Raw genomic sequence first — 15,096 nt, forward strand, 5'->3', positions numbered from 1 at the left:
GTTTGGTCAGCCCGTAGGGCTATCTTGCAAACCGGGGGATTATAGCTCCCCCACTCCCCCTCTGGTCCGCTGACATGGGCCCCTTAGGGTAGGGGGATGAGGGCACTGGTAACGATGACGACGGCGTCTTCCGCCCTGGGCTTTGGCAGAGGCGGCAAGCGGCTTTGGCGAGGTCTATGTGGCGGCCCCGGACATGGAGCAAAGCAGGGTGGGCCACGCCATCGCCATCGCCCAACCTGTGCAGGCCTACGAGGGGGTGGTGGTGGAGGGGGAGGACCCCCTGGACCGCCCCCTCTACTGGTTCGCCGCCAGGCCCCTGAAGGAGGCGGAGGAGGGCACAGACCGCTGGGCCGTGGAGCAGGGGTTCATCGCCGCCAACCCCCTGAGGCTGGACCTCACCGACGAGGCCCGGCCACAACCGGCCCTGGCCCATGATTAGCGTCCTCAGGTTTATCCAAGGAGGGTTTTCCGCCATGGGCAGGGGTTGCTAGCCCTCCCCTGGGGCCAGGAGCTGGTGCAGGGCAGCCGCCTTCCTCTCCATCTCCTCCCTCAGGACCTGGGCCAGGGCGGCCGCCTCCCCTTCGGGTTCCTCCAGGAGGTACTCCCCCAGTAGCCCCAGGAGCACCCCCAGGTCCTGGAGAGCCCCCAGCTCCTCCTGGAGCCTTCGCTCCTCCCGGGTGGATAGCCCCAGGAACTCCTTGGCGTAGCGCAGGCGTCGTAGGGCCCGTCGGTAGGCGTGAAGGGCCTCGGGGGAGGGGGTGTCCCTCAGGGCCTTAAGGCGCCTAGCAAGGCGCTTCCGCATGCGGGAAAGCCCCTTATAGGCCGCCTTCTTTTCCAAAGGGGGTAGGGCAAGCAGGGCCCTAAGCAGGGCCTCGGTCCAAGGGGAGGCGAGGAGCTCCGGAAGGCGGCCACGGGCCTCCTGCAGTTTTCTTTCCAGGAAAGCCCGGAAGCCCTGGGGCAAAGCCTCCCTCGCCAGGGCCACCTCCAGGTCCCGCACCCGCCCCGTGCCCCTCAGGAGGCGCTTGAGGTCGTCCTGGAGCACCCTGAAGCCCAGCAGGTCCAAGTACGCCCTGAGCCTCCGGGCGGCTACCCGCACCTGGTGCACCCCCTCGGGGTCCTCCCCAAGGAGGGCTTGGGGGATGTGGGCCCTAAGGTGTTCCGTCCAGGTTCGGGCGTCCTTCACAGGCGGAAGACCTTGGGCGGCAGAAGGGCCTTGAGGGCCATCCCTCCAGGCACCGCTTGGCCCTCCAGCCAGGCCACCCCTCCCTTCTTCAGGGCAAAGCGGGCCCCCAGGGCCTCCCGGGCCGAAGCACCAGCAAAGTCGCCCAGGAGGAGCCAGGCCAGGAGGGCGGAGAGGTAGGGCTCGTGCCCCACCAAGGCCACCCGGCCCTCGCGGGGGACCTCGGCCAGAAGGGCCTCCGAGGGCGGTGCCGCCAGGTGGGGGGTTACGCGAACCTCCCCTTCCAGGAGGTCAGTAAGAAGTTCGGCGGTCTCCACCGCCCGCCTCTTGGGGCTGGTGAGGATCAGATCCAGCTCCACCCCAAGCCCCAAAAGGCCCCGCACCACCTTACGGAACCGCCGCACCCCCTTGGGGGCCAAGGGGCGGCGGTCGTCCGCCTCCTCCCCCTCCCCCTCGGGGGGCAAGGCCAGGGCATGCCGCACCAAGAGGAGTTCCATTCCACCATTATCCCCTCCACACCACCTCGAGGGGAAGCCCAAAGGCCTCCTGGAAAAGCCCCCCTTGTTTTTCCGCCTCCAGGCGCTCCACCCAGGGGTCCTCCTCCGCCTCCAGGATCAGGCGCACCCTCTCCCCCAACTCCACCCCCACCCCCTTCACCCGGCCCGAACGGGTGCGCTCCAGCATCTCCGCCAGCCGGAGGAGGCTTGCCAGGCGCAGAAGCCTCTTGCCATCCCCCCGGGCCATGAGGCCCCGGTAGCCTCCCAATGAGGGCTTCCCCCGCCGGTGGTAGCGCACCAGGAGGGCCAAGAGGGCCTGCTCCCGATGAGGCATGCCCAAAAGGGGCTCGGAAAGGGCCAGGTAGGCCCCGTGCTTATGGTGTTCGTGGTAGCCCAGGTGCATGCCGATGTCGTGGAGGTGGGCAGCCTCCAGGAGAAGGCGCTCCTCCTCCTGCCCATAGCCGTGGAGGGGGGAAAGGCCCCGGTACAGGGCCAGGGCCAAGGCCTTCACCCGATCCCGGTGGTCCGCCCGGAAAGGGTAGCGGCGGAACAGGTTTTCCACGGCAAAGGCCCGGGGATCGGGGAGGAGGTGGGGTGGGGACAGGAGGTGCTGGAAGAGCACCCCTTCCCGGATTCCCATCCCGCTCAGCCAAAGGCCCGGAGCCCGGGTGTGGCGCAGGAGGGTGCGGAGGAAGGCCAAGGTGGCGGGGAGGGTCTTGGCCCGGTCCGGCTGGAGGCCGGGAAGTTCCGATCGGGCCTTCAAGCTGAGGCTCAGCACGTCCTCGTAAAGCTCCTCCACCCCCTCCCGAGGGAGGTAGTAGCCGTGTACGAAGTCCAGGGGGTAGCCCCGCCTCTTCTGGTGCAACCGCGCCACCGCCCGGACATTCCCCCCCAAGCCCACCAGGGGCAGGCTGGGCTCCAGGGGGAGGGCCTCGAGGTGGGAGGCCACCGCCCGCTCCAGGGCCTTTACCTCCGCCTTGGCGGGGGGATCGGAGACCGAGAAGGCCTCCGTGAGGCGCAACGCCCCCAGGGGAAGGGCCGTACCCCAAAGGAAGCGGCGTCCCTGCATGCGGGAAACCTGGGCGCTCCCCCCACCCTGGTCCACCACCAGCGCCTCCTCCAGGAAGAGGGCATTGGCCACCGCCAAGACCCCCAGCTGGGCCTCCTCCTCCCCGGAAAGGAGCTTTGGGGAAAGCCCCAGGGCCAGGGCCTCCTCCAGAATCTCCCGGCCGTTTTCGCTATCCCGGATGGCGCTGGTGGCCAGGATGCGCACCTCCTCGGGGGCTACCGCCCTGAGAAAATCGGCAAAAGCCCTGAGGGCTTTCTTCCCCCGCTCCAAGGCCTGGGGGTGGATCCGCCCCCGGGCAAGCCCCTCCCCCAGGGCCACGGGCTCCCTTAACTCGTCCGCCAGGTGAAAGGAAAAGCCGGGCTCATATTCGTACACCACCAGGCGGAAGGTACCCGAGCCCAGGTCCATGATGGCCAGGGAACGGGTCTTGACCGCGTTCTGACCTTCTTCGGGCGTAATCTTTAACAAATGCACCTCCTACCCGAGGCCAGCTGGCTACAGTTTAACCGCCGGGTCCTCCTGCAGACAGAAAGACCCGATTTCCCCCTTCTGGAGAGGATGCGCTTTCTCGCCATCTGGAACCGCAATCTGGACGAGTTCTTCGCCGCCCGCATCGCCAAGCCTTTTTGGGAAAAGCGGGGAAGCCAGGACCACCGGGCCTTGCTGGAGGAAGCCCACGCCCAGGCCAGGTTGGCCTGCCAGCGCTACCAGGCCCTGCTTGGGGAAGCCCACCCCCACCTCCAGGTCCTGGAGCCCAAGGATCTGGACGAGGAAGACTGGCTCTACTTCCGGGTCTACCTGGCGGAGGTGGTGGCCCCCCGCACCGACCTCATCCCCTGGGAGGCCGCCTCCGACCTTTCCCACGGGGCCCTCTACTTCGCCTCGGAGGACTACCTGGTGCGCCTTCCCCAGGACCTTCCCCGGCTTCTCCCCGTACCCGGACGGGAAGGGGCCTACGTACGCCTGGGGGCCCTGATGCGGGCCCGAAGCGACCTCTTTCTGCCCGAGCCCTCCCCCCTTTACGAGCTCAGGGTGCTCCGCCTTCTGGAAAGCGAGCGGGCCCGGGCGGACTGGGACGAACTGGCCCAGTCCCTGGAGGGACGCCAGGAGGGCGTGGCCACCTTGCTGGTGGCGGAGGAAGGCTTCCCCGAAGCCTGGCTTGAGGGGCTCCGGCGGACCCTGGAGCTCCTCCCGGAAGAGGTTTTTCTTCTGCCCCCACCCCTGAACCTCACCTTGGTGGAAAGGCTGGTGGCCGAGGGGCCCAAGGCGTGGCTCTTCCCCCCCCTCAAACCCGAGCGGCCCCGGGGCTTCCTGAAAAAGCCCCTGGCCCACCTGGAGCGCAAGGACCTCCTCCTTTACCACCCCTTCGCCGACTACGCCGCCGTGGAACGCTTCGCCCAGGAGGCCCTCTCCCCCGAGGTGACGGAGGTCTGGGCCACCCTCTACCGCATCGGGGAGACGAACCCCTTGGCCGAGGCCCTCATCCAGGCGGCGCGGGCGGGAAAACGGGTGCACGTGCTCCTCGAGGGACGGGCCCGCTTTGACGAGCTTTTGAACCTCCACTGGTACCTGCACTTCCTCCGAGCAGGGGTGGAGGTCCTTCCCCTACCCGAGCGCAAGGTGCACGCCAAGGCCCTCCTGCTCCTCACCCGCCAGGGAAAGGGGTACGCCCACCTGGGGACGGGCAACTACAACCCGCAAAACGGGCGCCTCTACACCGACTTCTCCCTTTTCACGGGGCGCCTCGAGGTGGTGCGGGAGGTGCACGCCTTCTTCCAGGCCATGCGGGCCAGCCTTCCCCCAGGCGGGCTGGTCCGAGGGCAACCCGGCCAGGCCCCGGGCTTGGAAACACCCCTGAAACCTTCTCCCGCCCTCTCCCTCCTCCGCACCGGGGAGGGCATCCGCAACCTCCTGCTGGAGGAAATCGCCAAGGAGGCTCATCCCCAAGGACGGGTCATCCTGAAGTTTAACCACCTCACAGACCCCATGGTCCTGAAGGCCCTGGTCCAGGCCGCCGAGGCAGGGGCCCGGGTGGACCTCCTGGTGCGGAGCACCCTCACCCTCCTCCACCCCGCCTTCCGGGCCAAGAGCCTGGTGGGGCGCTTCCTGGAGCACGCCCGGGTGGCCGCCTTCCGGGGAGGCGGAGCCTGGAAGGTTTACCTCACCAGCGCCGACGCCATGCCTCGGAACTTCCAAAGCCGGTTTGAACTCCTCTTCCCCGTCCTGGACAAGGAGGCTAAAAAAAAGGTGCTCAGGGTTCTCAAGCGCCAGATCCGGGATGATCGCAACAGCTTCCTCCTCACCCCAAAGGGCGAGAAGGTGCTTTGGGGAGGCCACCATGATGCGCATCGCTGGTAGAGGGTTTGCAGGGAAGTGTTGAGGACCGCTCTTCTGGCCCTCCCCACAGGGGAAAGCCGCCAATGCCGTTCTCGCACTCCGGCTTTCCCCGGGAACCTACGGCTACAACGCCCTGGCCTGAGGCTCGGGCCTAGGGGCGCTGGTGGGGGTGCTGGCCAGCATCCCCCTCTCAGGGGCAGGGGCCCATCCCAACCCCGCGGTCACCCTGGCCCTGGTTGAAGGCCACCTTCTCCCCTGGCGTCTTGTGCCCTTATACCTGGTAGCCCAGTTTCTGAGTGGGTTTCTGGGCGCCTTGGGGGACTTCCTCGCCTAGCGGGAAGGCCTCATGGCCCAGGGGAGGCCCAACGTGTTCAGCGCAGGACCCGGCTTTTTGCGCACGGAACCCGAAGCCCTTTACGCCCGGACTGGCCCGGCGGTGGCGGAAACCCTGGGCACCTTCGCCCTCATGAGCGTGATCCTGGCCGCAGGGAAGGACGGGCGCATCGTGGCCCTCTGGCTGGCCCTCACCGTGGCCGCGGTGGGGTACGGGTTGGGAAGCACCGGGGGCTTCACCCTGAATTCCACCTGCGACCCAGCCCCCCAGGCCTCCGCCACTGCCAGGGCCATGCCCAGGTAGAGCCCATTCCAGGCCCTTACAAACCCCGCCCACTCCCTGAGGCCAGGGCGGCTGGTGGGGTCCTCCAGGAGGTGAAGCCGCTCCCTACCCGGCAGGACCCGGCCCGTTTCCGTGTCCCGGCCTTCCCCCCCCCACGTAGCTGAACAGCACCCCCCGCCCGCTTAGGGCCAGAATGAGGCCCGCCGCCATGGGCTTGGTCCCCCCCGTGAGGTCGGCCACGATGGCGCTGGCCTCTCATTCCAGCGCCTTGCGCAGGGCCTTCAGGGCCACCTGGTAGGCCTCGAGGAGGCTTTCCGCATCCTCCAGGAGGAGGGTGTGGTGGCGGAAGGCCTCCCCGTAGTCCCGGATGAGGTCGGCGGCCACGGGCAGGGTCTGCTGGCTGGTCAGGAAGACCACCTCCTCTGGGGTGTGCTGGGCCGGGGCCTCCTCCAGGGGGGTCCGGATGGTGGGTGCCCACGGCAAGGATCAAGGTCTTCATAGCACTATTACGCCTGTCCCGGACGGCGGGAAGTACCGGGCCCTGGGGAAGGCAGGCTGGAAGTTTGGCACCTTATGTCCCTGGCAAGTTCTGGGGCACCAGGGAAGTGCGGTACGGGGAGGAGGGGCATACCTCTCCCTGTGATCTCCCTGATCCCCCATTTGGGGGAGGCAACCCTGGCCCCCATGGAGTAGCCTGAAACCAGGCAGGGGGTGGAAACTTTGGGAACGACAAAGGGCATGTCGTTAACAGAGCTCCTGGTGGTGATCGCTATAATAGCGGTGGCCCTATCCATCGCCGCTTTGAATGGGAGGCAAATGCTTCTTTCCCAGGAGCAGGCGGCCTTTCTGAGGTCCCTGCAAGGCCTGTTCTGGCAAGGGGCCACCGAAGCGGCAAGCCGCGGAGAAACCCTGATCCTTTCCCGGCAAGGCAATCGGTTAGAAATTCGGCGTGGCAACCAAGTCCTACGACGTTTGGATATCCCCCAGGAGGTCAACCTTTCCCTTAGTGATGGGGATATCTTGCGCTTTACCCCTCCAGGCAAGGTGGAAAGCCCGTCAGGGGGTATACTCTCAGCCCCTGTCGCCTTTACGGTAACCATCGGACCCCGTAGCTACACGTATAGGGTTTCCCTCATTGGGGAGGTGAAGGTATCGCCATGAAAGAAATGAAAGGCCACACCCAAAGGTTGGGTCTAACCCTTCTGGAGGTGTTGCTGTCCATCGCCCTCCTCAGCGTGGTCATGCTGGCCCTGAACGCCACCCTAATTTCCAGCCTCCAGCAGACTTCCGTGGCGGGCTCAAGGACCCAGGCGGTTCAAATCCTGAACTACATGGGAAGGCGCATTGTGGGAGGCGAAACCTCACTCCTGGCCAATCCCACCCTCCAGTTCGAGTATGGAACCCTACGGCAGAACTTCCCTGACCTACCCAATGAACTCCACTTTGCCAATCCAGATCTATACCGGGTGACCATTGAAAACCTTGGTCCTCCCCCTTGGAACAGCACCCTGGGGGTGGACATACACCGTTACCGCATCGAGGTCTGCTGGCAACGGGCGGGACAGGAATTCTGTGCCACTGGACAGACCCTATCAGCCCCTCCCTCCAGCGGAAGCACGAATCCCCCTGTACTGGAGGGGCTCAACTGAGGTGAGACCATGAGCTGGAAAGGCCGTTTGGGATTAACCCTTCTGGAACTGCTCCTGGCCTTGCTGATCCTGGGCACTCTCATGGCCATCGCCTATGGTGGCATGGTGCAGTTCATGCAGGTGCGCTCCGACTTGGACGCCAGCGTCAGTGCCCAGGCAAAGCTACGTCGCATCGTGGAGGTCTTCACCCAGGACTTGAGGAGCGCGGTATTTGGCGGCTTGGCTTCCACACCCTACCCCACCGGGCGCCAGAGCATCTCCTTCGCCCTCATCGACGGGGGGGCGGGCTATCCCGTCCTACCCCACGACAGCGGGAGTAACGCCAGCTTCAAGAACGCCGCTGAGGCCAAGATCGTGGTCCTGGCCGCGTCGGCAAGCCAAATCGGCATCGCAGATGGGGACTACGTCTTGATGGTGAACGCCAATGGGGACGGGGTGATCCTGCCCGTCACTCAGGTGAACCCCGTTGGCGGGCAAGCCAACCGGTGGCACGTGGTCCATGCGGGATGCGGGAATACCATCGATTACACACCTAACACCTTGCTCTTTCGCGTGCGCACCCTGGGATTCCGCTTTGACCGGCAAACGAAGGAGCTGGTATACAGGGAAGGGGCTGGGGCGGAAATACCAGTAGCCTTCGACCTTTCCAGCTTCCGCATCGGCTACGTGTACGAGGATGCCAGCCAAGATATCCGCATCGACCCACCTGGATACCCCTATGACCAACCTGCGGCAGCGCCTCCCTATCAGGTACAGGACTCAGGAAGGACCTACACCCTAAAACGCTTGGCGCTGACCCTTTCGGCAGCCTTCCCCTCGCGGGGAAGGAATATGGAGCGCACCTACACCAGCGTGGTGGACCTAGCCTCCAATACCCAGTACACGGTAAGGAGGATACTGCCTTGCAGCCGAGGAGGTGGTAACCCATGAATAGGAAGGGTATTGCCCTGATCATCGCTCTAGCCAGCATTCTTGTGGTTTCGGGGATCGGCACGTTGCTCTTCCTCAGGACCGTGGGAGAAGTCCGGCATAGCGGGCAGGACCAGGTCATCGTGCAGACTTTACTTCTGGCCCGCGGGGCTGCCAATGTGGGAGGTACCTTCCTCAGCACCAAGGCTCGCGAAACGCTGAACACCATTGTTAGACAGCTTGCCAGCTCCACCAGCTGCTGGGCCTTTGGTGGGAACACCAACTGCGCAACAGGCCAGCAACCGGATCCAGCGGTTGTAGCGCAGCAGCTGGCCACGGTGGCTTCCAGCCTCCAAGGCCAAGTGGATGCCCTCTTGTGCCCAAATGGAAGCCCACGGAACCTAGCCCCAGACGCCGCCAGCGCTACGGTCTCCTTGCGGATTCACTTTACCGCTACCGCCTGTGGACAAAGTCTTCCCCCGGGTAGCATGCTACCGCCTGGCCGGTTTGTGGAAGGGAATCCCCGGGTTGTGGCCTCCAGCGGGGTGTCCCAAACCTACGCCTTGCCCTTTGTGATGGTTGCCCAGGCCACCATGGGGACTTATCGCCGGAATGTGGTCCTCCACGGGGAGTATCGCTTCACCGTGGGCAGAGCAAGCTTTTCCCGCTGGGCCCTTTTCACCCACATCCACACCCTCCCCGGGGGCACGGATGTATGGTTCACCGACCGAACCCTCTTTGATGGGCCCGTGCACACCAACAGCCATTTCCGCTTCTACCGTAGGCCGTGGTTTGGTGGGGAAGTGACCAGCGCCGGATGCACCAACCCAGGCGACTCCGCTTGCTCTGGTCAAACTCGTCCGGGGGCATATTTCTATGGGGTGAACAGGAACGGCCTGGTTCAGGCCAGCAACATGCAACCCAGCGCCAACGCTCCCTCCTACACCAACGCCTACGGCACCCATGCTCCCGAGTTCACCGCCGGCGTGGATTGGGGCTCCGCCTTTATTCCCCTCCCTGCGAGCAACCAAGCCCAGAAAACCGTTGCCCAAACCGCTGGGCTCTACTTCCAGACAACGATCCAGAACCTCACCCTAGAGCGCAAATGCGTGGATAGCCTCACTAACCTTGAGGTACCATGCACTATACCCCTACCCACCGGCGTGACCAAGTTCCAGTACATTAGCGTCAGCTACTGCGCCAACAACAACTGTTCCCAAACCGCTTCTGGGACCTACCGGTATGGAGCGGATGGTAAGCTCTACAGGAGGGTAGTGCAGAACAATACGGCTTCCTGGCAACCCGTGCAACGGAATGGCTCGGATGTCTACTTTAACGGCGTCATCTTTAGCGATAGAGCAATCCAAAGCCTTTCAGGACCGCCCCGTACAAACCCCAATAACCCCAACACTGCCAGCCCTGCCCTGGCGGAGTTTGCCCAGATCACGGTGGCGGCCTCCTCCACCATCAGGATCACCGGGGACCTCAAGTACGAAAATCCCCCGTGTACAGGCACACCCACCCGTAACCCCAACGGCACGGTTTCCCCGGCCACCTGCGACAATCTCTCTGCGCAAAACGTGCTGGGAGTCTACAGCCAGGATGGCGACGTGCTCATCTCCCAAAATGCCCCCCGGAACCTGCACCTTCACGGTTCCTTTATGAGCGCCAAAGGTGTGGTGCAGGTCGAAAACTACAACTCCATTCCCGAAAAGGGAAGTGTATACCTTATCGGGGGTATCATCGAGAAATATTACGGCGCCTTCGGAACTTTTAACCCCCAGACAGGACAAAACAACACTGGTTACGGCCGTGCGTTCACCTACGACCGACGCTTCCTCCAAGGGTTGGCTCCCCCCTACTTTCCCACAACCGGCCTAGACCAAGTGATCAACGTGGTGGCTTTCAGTTACGGACAGAGGGAGCAGGTGTACTGAAAGCCTCCCATATCCTGGGAAAGGACCAGCTCGCAGACCATCCCTGGGGTTTCCCTTTGAATATTGGGTTTGGATAGAGTCTCAGCACCTCCACCCTGACCCCTCCGAGCCTCTAGCGTGCAGCTGGACCCACCTGCCTCAGAGAGGCTAGTCCCTTCCTGCCTGGTGGGAAAACAGCTTCACCCTCCCATACCCCAAAGCGGTCTTAGCCCCCACCCCGGCATAGAAGGCAAACCGCCCCAGGGCCCAAAGCCAGGAGAGCTCCTCCTCCGTGGCCTTAGGCAGGTGGTAGACCACCCGGCCCACGAACCCCACCGCCTCCACCTCCGCCTCGGCCCGCACCGTCTTCCCCTCAAACCAGCGCACCGTGGTCCCTTCCAAAAGGGCTTCCCGCACCTCCTCCGGGGCCGGGAGGTCGGCAAGCCCTTCCAGGCGCCTCAGGAGGCTTTCCAGCACCAACCGGGGCTCGGGAAGGGGGTAGTGCACCCCCTTGCGGCGGAAGAAGGTGGGGCTAAAGAAGCGCAAGGGGAGGTCGGGCCCCTCAGGGGCCCGGAATAGCCGGGGGTAGGTGGTGAGGCCCGCCCAAGGATGGCCCTCCTGCACCACCGCCTTTACCCGGAAGGGCCTGCCCAGGCGGACTGACTGGCCCTCCAGGGCAAAAAGCCTGGGGGACAGCTTGGCGTAAAGCTCCTCCCGAAGGAGGGCGATGCGGGCCCAGTAACCCCTCTCCCCTCCCCCAAAGCCCAGGCTAAAGGGGTTTTCCCCTAGGTCGTGCACCTCGGGGGCCACCTCCCGCACAAGGCGGTAGAAGAAGCCCCTCAGGCCCGAAGCCTCGGGAAGGGCCTCCCCTTCCAACTCCAAGACCACAGCGGCCAGCACCATGCCCACGTTTTACCCATTTCCCGTCCCCTTGCCTAGCCTGGACCAAGCCCACATCCGGGCTCCTCGAGGGCATCGTCCCGCTTGAAGGCCTTCAGGAGCGGGAGAAGGGCCAAACCAGCGTATCGGGGCGAAAAACAGAAAACCCGGGGTGTGTTCCCGGGTTTTTCCGCTTCCCATCGTGGTGGGCGGCGTAGGACTTGAACCTACGACCTCTCGCGTGTGAGGCGAGCGCTCTTCCGCTGAGCTAGCCGCCCCCAAGCCTTTTGCAGGGTAGCACGGGCCCAGGAGGCCTGTCAAGCAAAGGCCTTGACCTCTCTCTGACAAGGCCCCGGCTACACTAAGGTCGTGGCCACGGTCCTGGTGGTGGAGGACGAGCCTGCGGTGCGGCTAGGGGTGAGGCTGGCCCTGGAGAAGGCTGGGCACAGGGTGCTGGAAGCCGCCACCTCAAAGGAAGCCTGGCCAAGGTTGCGGGAGGCCGAAGCCGTGGTCCTGGACTGGATGCTTCCCGACGAACCCGGCACCCGGCTCCTGGAGCGCATGCGCCAAGGAGCCTACCCCGACCTTCCCGTCCTCATGCTCACCGCCCGGGCCGAGGTGCGGGATCGGGTGGAGGGGCTTTCCCGCGGGGCCGACGACTACCTGGTCAAGCCCTTTGCCGTGGAGGAGCTTTTGGCCCGCCTCGAGGCCCTCCTGCGGCGCTCGGGCAAGCGGAAGGTGCTCCGGCGCGGGCCCCTTCTCCTGGACCTGGAGCGCAAGGAGGCCAGCCTGGACGGAAAGCCCCTACCCTTCACCCGGCGGGAGTTTGAGCTCTTGGCCTTCCTGGCCCAGCGCCCAGGCCGGGTCTACTCCCGGGAGGAGCTCCTGGAAGCGGTATGGGGCCACGACTACCTGGGCACCCCCCGGACCGTGGACCAGCACGTGCTCCAGCTCCGGGAAAAGCTGGGGGAGGACCCCAAGGCCCCTCGCTTTCTGGAAACCGTGCGGGGCATGGGGTACCGGTTCAAGGAGGTCCCGGCGGGGCCCAACCAGGGGGAAGGGTGAAGGAGCTTCTGGCCGAGGCCTGGGAGGAGGCCCTGGAGGGTTTGGTCCTGCACCGGGATAGGCAGGTCCTCTACCTGAACCCCAAGGCGGAGGAGCTTTTGCAGGCGAGCCGGAAAAAGGTGGTGGGCCGCCCCCTTCTTTTGGCCCTTCGCGACCACCGCCTCGAGGCCCTGGCCCTCCACGGAGGGGAGCGCACCCTGGGGGTGCGGGGCCGCACCCTGAGGGTGAGGGCCCTTCCCGGCAGGCTCTACCTCCTGGACGAGACGGAACTACACCGGCGCCTAATGGCCCTTGAGGAAGCCACCCAGGCCCTGGCCCACGAGCTCCGCACCCCCCTGGCGGGGATGGGGCCCCTCCTCGAGGCCCTTACCCCCCACACCCCCCAGGAAAGGGAGGTGTTGGACCTCCTTAAGGGGGAAGTGGCCCGCCTTTCCCGTTTGGTGCGGGACCTTTCCCTTACCCAACCCGGCCCCAGGCGCACCTTCCTTCTGGAGGAGCTTTGGCCCCGTCTGGAAAAGCTCCTGGGGGAACGGCTAAGAGGAAGGCGGGTGGAGGTGAGCCTCCCCCACACCCTCCACACCGACCCCGAGGCCCTCTTCCAGATCCTCCTCAACCTTCTGGACAACGCCCTCAAGTATGGCCGCGATCCCATCCGCCTCCTCTCCCGGGAGGAAGGAGGGCGCCTTTTTGTGGAGGTGCGCGACCAGGGGCCCGGACTCCCCGACTACCAAGCCCTTTTCCTTCCCCGTCACCGGGGGTTCCAGGGTGGAGCCGGGCAGGGCCTGGGGCTCTACCTGGTGCGCCGCATCGCCCAGGGCCTGGGCGGAGAGGCTTATGCCCAAAGGGAGGGGGCGGAGAACGTTTTCGGCGTCCGCCTTCCCCTAAACTGAGGCAAGGAGGCAGCATGCGCGAAGTACTGGATAAAGCCTTGAACGAGTTGCTGGAGGAAACCCTCAGGATGCTCTCCTTGGTACGGCAGATGACCCAGGAGGCCACGGAGGCCCTGGCGGAGGGAAACCGCGCCAAGGCGGAGGGCGTGATCGCCAAGGACCAGGAGGTGGACGCCCTGGAACTGAGGATTGAAAACCAGGCCGTCACCATCATCGCCCGGCACCAGCCGGTGGCCTCGGACCTGCGCCTCATCTTCACGGTCATCAAGGCCCTCACCGATTTGGAGCGGGCCGGGGACTACGCCATGCACGTGGCCGAAGACGCCTTGTTGCTGGCCCAAGACCCCCCCCTTAAGCGCTACGTGATCCTCCAGGAGATGGCCAAACGGCTCCTGGAGATGATGGACACCCTGGGCCGGGCGATGGCGGAAAGGGACCCCTCCCTGGCCCGCCAGGTCCTGGCCATGGACGACCAGGTGGACGGCCTGTATGAGGAGGTCACCCGGGAGCTGGTCACCTACATGATGGAAGACCCCCGTACCCTCACCAAGGCCCTGACCCTCATGCGGGTGGCCCGCAGCTACGAGCGCCTGGGGGACCATCTGGAAAACGTGGCGGAAAGGGTCATCTACTGGCTCACCGGGGAGGTCTACAAGACCCCTGAGGACGTCTACTAGGAGGGCCGGGGCCCGCCGCTGACCCCCGAGGAGGGGGCGGCCCTGGAAACCCGCCTCGAGAAGGGGGGAAGCCCTCACCGAGGCCGAGGTTCCACCCACGAAAGACCTCGGGCGAGAAGGAGGAGGCGCTCCTTCGGGAACTCCTGCGCAAAGCCCTGGGAGAGGGCCGCAAGGAGGCCTAGTCGGCCTCCCCCTCCTCCACCGCCTGGCGCCGGCCCGCCTTCCACTCCAGCCCCGCCCAGATGAGGTCCAGGAGGTCCCCATCCAGGACGTTCTGGGGGTCAAAGCGCATGAGGCCCGTGCGGTGGTCCTTCACGTACTGCTTGTCCAGGACGTAGCTCCGGATCTGGCTTCCCCACTCAATAGGCCGCACCTCCCCCCGGAGCTTCCTGAGCTCCTCCTGCTTCTTCTTCCACTCCAGCTCAAAAAGGCGGGAGCGGAGCACCTTCATGGCCAGCTCCTTGTTCTTGATCTGGCTCCGGGTGGCCTGGCTGGTGACGGTGATCCCCGTGGGCAGGTGAACGATGCGCACCGCGCTATCCGTGGTGTTTACCCCCTGGCCGCCGTGCCCCTGGGAGCGGAACACGTCAATGCGCAGGTCCTCGGGCCGGATCACCACCTCCACGGTGTCGTCCACCTCGGGCATCACCTCCACCCCGGCAAAGGAGGTGTGGCGGCGCCCCGAGGCATCAAAGGGGGAGGGGCGCACCAGGCGGTGGACCCCCGCCTCAGGGGCGAGGAGGCCATAGGCGTTCTCCCCCCGGACGATGATCTGGGCGTAGTCGATGCCCGCCTCCGCCCCCGGGGTTAGGTCCACCACCTCCACCCCAAAGCCCTGGCGCTCAGCGAAGCGGGTGTACATCCGGAGGAGCATCTCCGCCCAGTCGCAGGCCTCCGTGCCCCCTGCCCCGGGCTGGATGGTGAGGATGGCGTTCTTCTCCGCATGGGGGAAGGAGAGGAGGGTTTCGTGGTAAAGGTCCTCTAGCTTCCTGGCCGCCTCCTCCAGCTCGGGCCTCAAGGCCTCCCGCTCCTCTGCGGGAAACTCCTGCCAGAGCTCCAGAAGGCCCTCCAGATCGCTCTTTAGGGAACGGAAGGTATCCACCGTGCGCCGCAAGCGGGCCGCTTCCCGGCTCACCCCCCTGGCCTCCTCTGGGTTCTGCCAAAGGGCCGGGTCTTCCAGGCGCCCTTCCAACTCCTTTAGACGGGCTTCTTTACCGGGGATGTCAAAGATACCCCCGGAGGTTTTCCAGGCGCGTGGCGAGAAGATCCAGGTCCATACCTTCCCCAGTATAGGGGATTCAGCGGGGAATCACAAGGACCCTTTACATTACCACGCGCATATTTTATGCTATCCCTTCGTTTGCTACTTGACACCACTAGCAGACATGAGAGATAAGGGGGGTGCCATGCGC

The 15,096-nt window shown here is 65.1% G+C and carries 15 protein-coding genes, 1 tRNA gene and 2 pseudogenes; 11 read left to right on the forward strand and 7 right to left on the reverse strand.

Features of this window, described 5'->3' with window-relative positions:
* Positions 1 to 232: 232 nt before the first annotated feature.
* A pseudogene (locus DK874_RS11220) lies at positions 233 to 439 on the forward strand (5'/3'-nucleotidase SurE); the annotation flags it as partial.
* Between the two features lie 48 nt (positions 440 to 487).
* On the opposite strand, the gene DK874_RS11225 reads toward DK874_RS11220, so the two are convergent.
* From DK874_RS11225 to DK874_RS11235, 3 genes are read right to left on the reverse strand one after another with little or no spacing between them, the layout of a single operon-like run.
* On the reverse strand, positions 488 to 1,183 hold the full coding sequence (locus DK874_RS11225) for a CHAD domain-containing protein (RefSeq protein ID WP_114314113.1): 696 nt from the start codon (positions 1,181 to 1,183) through the stop codon (positions 488 to 490).
* Positions 1,180 to 1,677, reverse strand: coding sequence for a SixA phosphatase family protein (locus tag DK874_RS11230; protein WP_114314114.1), 498 nt, complete (start codon positions 1,675 to 1,677; stop codon positions 1,180 to 1,182). The genes DK874_RS11225 and DK874_RS11230 overlap by 4 nt, the downstream gene beginning before the upstream one ends.
* Before the next feature lie 7 nt (positions 1,678 to 1,684).
* The gene (locus DK874_RS11235) at positions 1,685 to 3,214 is read right to left on the reverse strand and encodes a Ppx/GppA family phosphatase (RefSeq protein WP_114314115.1); all 1,530 of its coding nucleotides are present in this window, start codon (positions 3,212 to 3,214) and stop codon (positions 1,685 to 1,687) included.
* Here DK874_RS11235 and DK874_RS11240 point away from each other — a divergent pair, their 5' ends adjacent.
* The 3 genes from DK874_RS11240 (at position 3,215) to DK874_RS11930 (ending at position 5,720) form a co-directional block, all read left to right on the forward strand.
* Positions 3,215 to 5,104 carry a polyphosphate kinase gene (locus DK874_RS11240; RefSeq protein WP_114314116.1) on the forward strand — a complete coding sequence of 630 codons (1,890 nt, stop codon included), beginning with the start codon at positions 3,215 to 3,217 and terminating at the stop codon, positions 5,102 to 5,104.
* A 142-nt stretch (positions 5,105 to 5,246) separates the two neighbouring features.
* Positions 5,247 to 5,417 (forward strand): aquaporin, encoded by a 171-nt coding sequence (locus tag DK874_RS11925; protein ID WP_240307668.1) that lies wholly within the window; start codon positions 5,247 to 5,249, stop codon positions 5,415 to 5,417.
* Positions 5,418 to 5,429: 12 nt separating this feature from the next.
* Positions 5,430 to 5,720, forward strand: coding sequence for an MIP/aquaporin family protein (locus DK874_RS11930; RefSeq protein WP_240307673.1), 291 nt, complete (start codon positions 5,430 to 5,432; stop codon positions 5,718 to 5,720).
* On the opposite strand, the pseudogene DK874_RS11250 reads toward DK874_RS11930, so the two are convergent.
* Positions 5,687 to 6,198 (reverse strand): annotated as a pseudogene (locus DK874_RS11250) (TIGR02710 family CRISPR-associated CARF protein); the annotation flags it as partial. The gene DK874_RS11930 and the pseudogene DK874_RS11250 overlap by 34 nt on opposite strands.
* A 239-nt stretch (positions 6,199 to 6,437) precedes the next feature.
* On the opposite strand from DK874_RS11250, the gene DK874_RS11255 reads away from it, so the two are divergent.
* The 4 genes from DK874_RS11255 (at position 6,438) to DK874_RS11270 (ending at position 10,194) form a co-directional block, all read left to right on the forward strand.
* Positions 6,438 to 6,860 (forward strand): pilus assembly FimT family protein, encoded by a 423-nt coding sequence (locus DK874_RS11255; protein WP_114314117.1) that lies wholly within the window; start codon positions 6,438 to 6,440, stop codon positions 6,858 to 6,860.
* Positions 6,857 to 7,348 carry a prepilin-type N-terminal cleavage/methylation domain-containing protein gene (locus DK874_RS11260; protein ID WP_240307670.1) on the forward strand — a complete coding sequence of 164 codons (492 nt, stop codon included), beginning with the start codon at positions 6,857 to 6,859 and terminating at the stop codon, positions 7,346 to 7,348. Before DK874_RS11255 ends, DK874_RS11260 begins: the two co-directional genes overlap by 4 nt.
* A 9-nt stretch (positions 7,349 to 7,357) precedes the next feature.
* Positions 7,358 to 8,278 (forward strand): prepilin-type N-terminal cleavage/methylation domain-containing protein, encoded by a 921-nt coding sequence (locus DK874_RS11265; protein WP_114314118.1) that lies wholly within the window; start codon positions 7,358 to 7,360, stop codon positions 8,276 to 8,278.
* A 488-nt stretch (positions 8,279 to 8,766) separates the two neighbouring features.
* Complete coding sequence (locus DK874_RS11270; RefSeq protein WP_240307672.1) at positions 8,767 to 10,194, forward strand: DUF4900 domain-containing protein; 1,428 nt, start codon at positions 8,767 to 8,769, stop codon at positions 10,192 to 10,194.
* A gap of 147 nt (positions 10,195 to 10,341) precedes the next feature.
* On the opposite strand, the gene cas6 is transcribed toward DK874_RS11270, so the two are convergent.
* Positions 10,342 to 11,076, reverse strand: coding sequence for a CRISPR-associated endoribonuclease Cas6 (gene cas6 / locus DK874_RS11275; RefSeq protein ID WP_114314120.1), 735 nt, complete (start codon positions 11,074 to 11,076; stop codon positions 10,342 to 10,344).
* Positions 11,077 to 11,255: 179 nt separating this feature from the next.
* Positions 11,256 to 11,330: transfer RNA gene (locus DK874_RS11280), tRNA-Val, on the reverse strand.
* Between the two features lie 91 nt (positions 11,331 to 11,421).
* On the opposite strand from DK874_RS11280, the gene DK874_RS11285 reads away from it, so the two are divergent.
* The 3 genes from DK874_RS11285 to phoU are packed head-to-tail and all read left to right on the forward strand — an operon-like array spanning position 11,422 to position 13,684.
* Positions 11,422 to 12,117, forward strand: a complete 696-nt coding sequence (locus DK874_RS11285; protein ID WP_114314121.1) for a response regulator transcription factor — start codon at positions 11,422 to 11,424, stop codon at positions 12,115 to 12,117.
* Positions 12,114 to 13,007 carry a sensor histidine kinase gene (locus DK874_RS11290; protein WP_114314122.1) on the forward strand — a complete coding sequence of 298 codons (894 nt, stop codon included), beginning with the start codon at positions 12,114 to 12,116 and terminating at the stop codon, positions 13,005 to 13,007. The genes DK874_RS11285 and DK874_RS11290 overlap by 4 nt, the downstream gene beginning before the upstream one ends.
* Before the next feature lie 14 nt (positions 13,008 to 13,021).
* The gene (gene phoU, locus DK874_RS11295) at positions 13,022 to 13,684 is read left to right on the forward strand and encodes a phosphate signaling complex protein PhoU (protein WP_114314123.1); all 663 of its coding nucleotides are present in this window, start codon (positions 13,022 to 13,024) and stop codon (positions 13,682 to 13,684) included.
* 178 nt (positions 13,685 to 13,862) lie between these two features.
* Here phoU and prfB read toward each other — a convergent pair.
* Positions 13,863 to 14,961, reverse strand: a protein-coding gene (gene prfB, locus DK874_RS11300) for a peptide chain release factor 2 (RefSeq protein ID WP_114314124.1) whose coding sequence is annotated in 2 segments (ribosomal slippage) — positions 13,863 to 14,909 and positions 14,911 to 14,961 — 1,098 coding nt in all. Because the reading frame shifts where the segments join, the coding sequence is not laid out codon by codon here.
* Positions 14,962 to 15,096: the final 135 nt, after the last annotated feature.

This window comes from Thermus caldifontis, assembly GCF_003336745.1.
In the GTDB taxonomy this organism is placed as follows: Bacteria; Deinococcota; Deinococci; order Deinococcales; family Thermaceae; genus Thermus; species Thermus caldifontis.

What these genes read in the sequence shown, in the direction of transcription:
- DK874_RS11230 (WP_114314114.1), bottom strand. Translation starts at nt 1,677, where the DNA reads ATGGAACTCCTCTTGGTGCGGCATGCCCTGGCCTTGCCCCCCGAGGGG.
- DK874_RS11930 (WP_240307673.1), top strand. Translation starts at nt 5,430, where the DNA reads ATGGCCCAGGGGAGGCCCAACGTGTTCAGCGCAGGACCCGGCTTTTTG.
- cas6 (WP_114314120.1), bottom strand. Translation starts at nt 11,076, where the DNA reads ATGGTGCTGGCCGCTGTGGTCTTGGAGTTGGAAGGGGAGGCCCTTCCC.
- DK874_RS11260 (WP_240307670.1), top strand. Translation starts at nt 6,857, where the DNA reads ATGAAAGAAATGAAAGGCCACACCCAAAGGTTGGGTCTAACCCTTCTG.
- DK874_RS11240 (WP_114314116.1), top strand. Translation starts at nt 3,215, where the DNA reads ATGCACCTCCTACCCGAGGCCAGCTGGCTACAGTTTAACCGCCGGGTC.
- phoU (WP_114314123.1), top strand. Translation starts at nt 13,022, where the DNA reads ATGCGCGAAGTACTGGATAAAGCCTTGAACGAGTTGCTGGAGGAAACC.
- DK874_RS11265 (WP_114314118.1), top strand. Translation starts at nt 7,358, where the DNA reads ATGAGCTGGAAAGGCCGTTTGGGATTAACCCTTCTGGAACTGCTCCTG.
- DK874_RS11255 (WP_114314117.1), top strand. Translation starts at nt 6,438, where the DNA reads ATGTCGTTAACAGAGCTCCTGGTGGTGATCGCTATAATAGCGGTGGCC.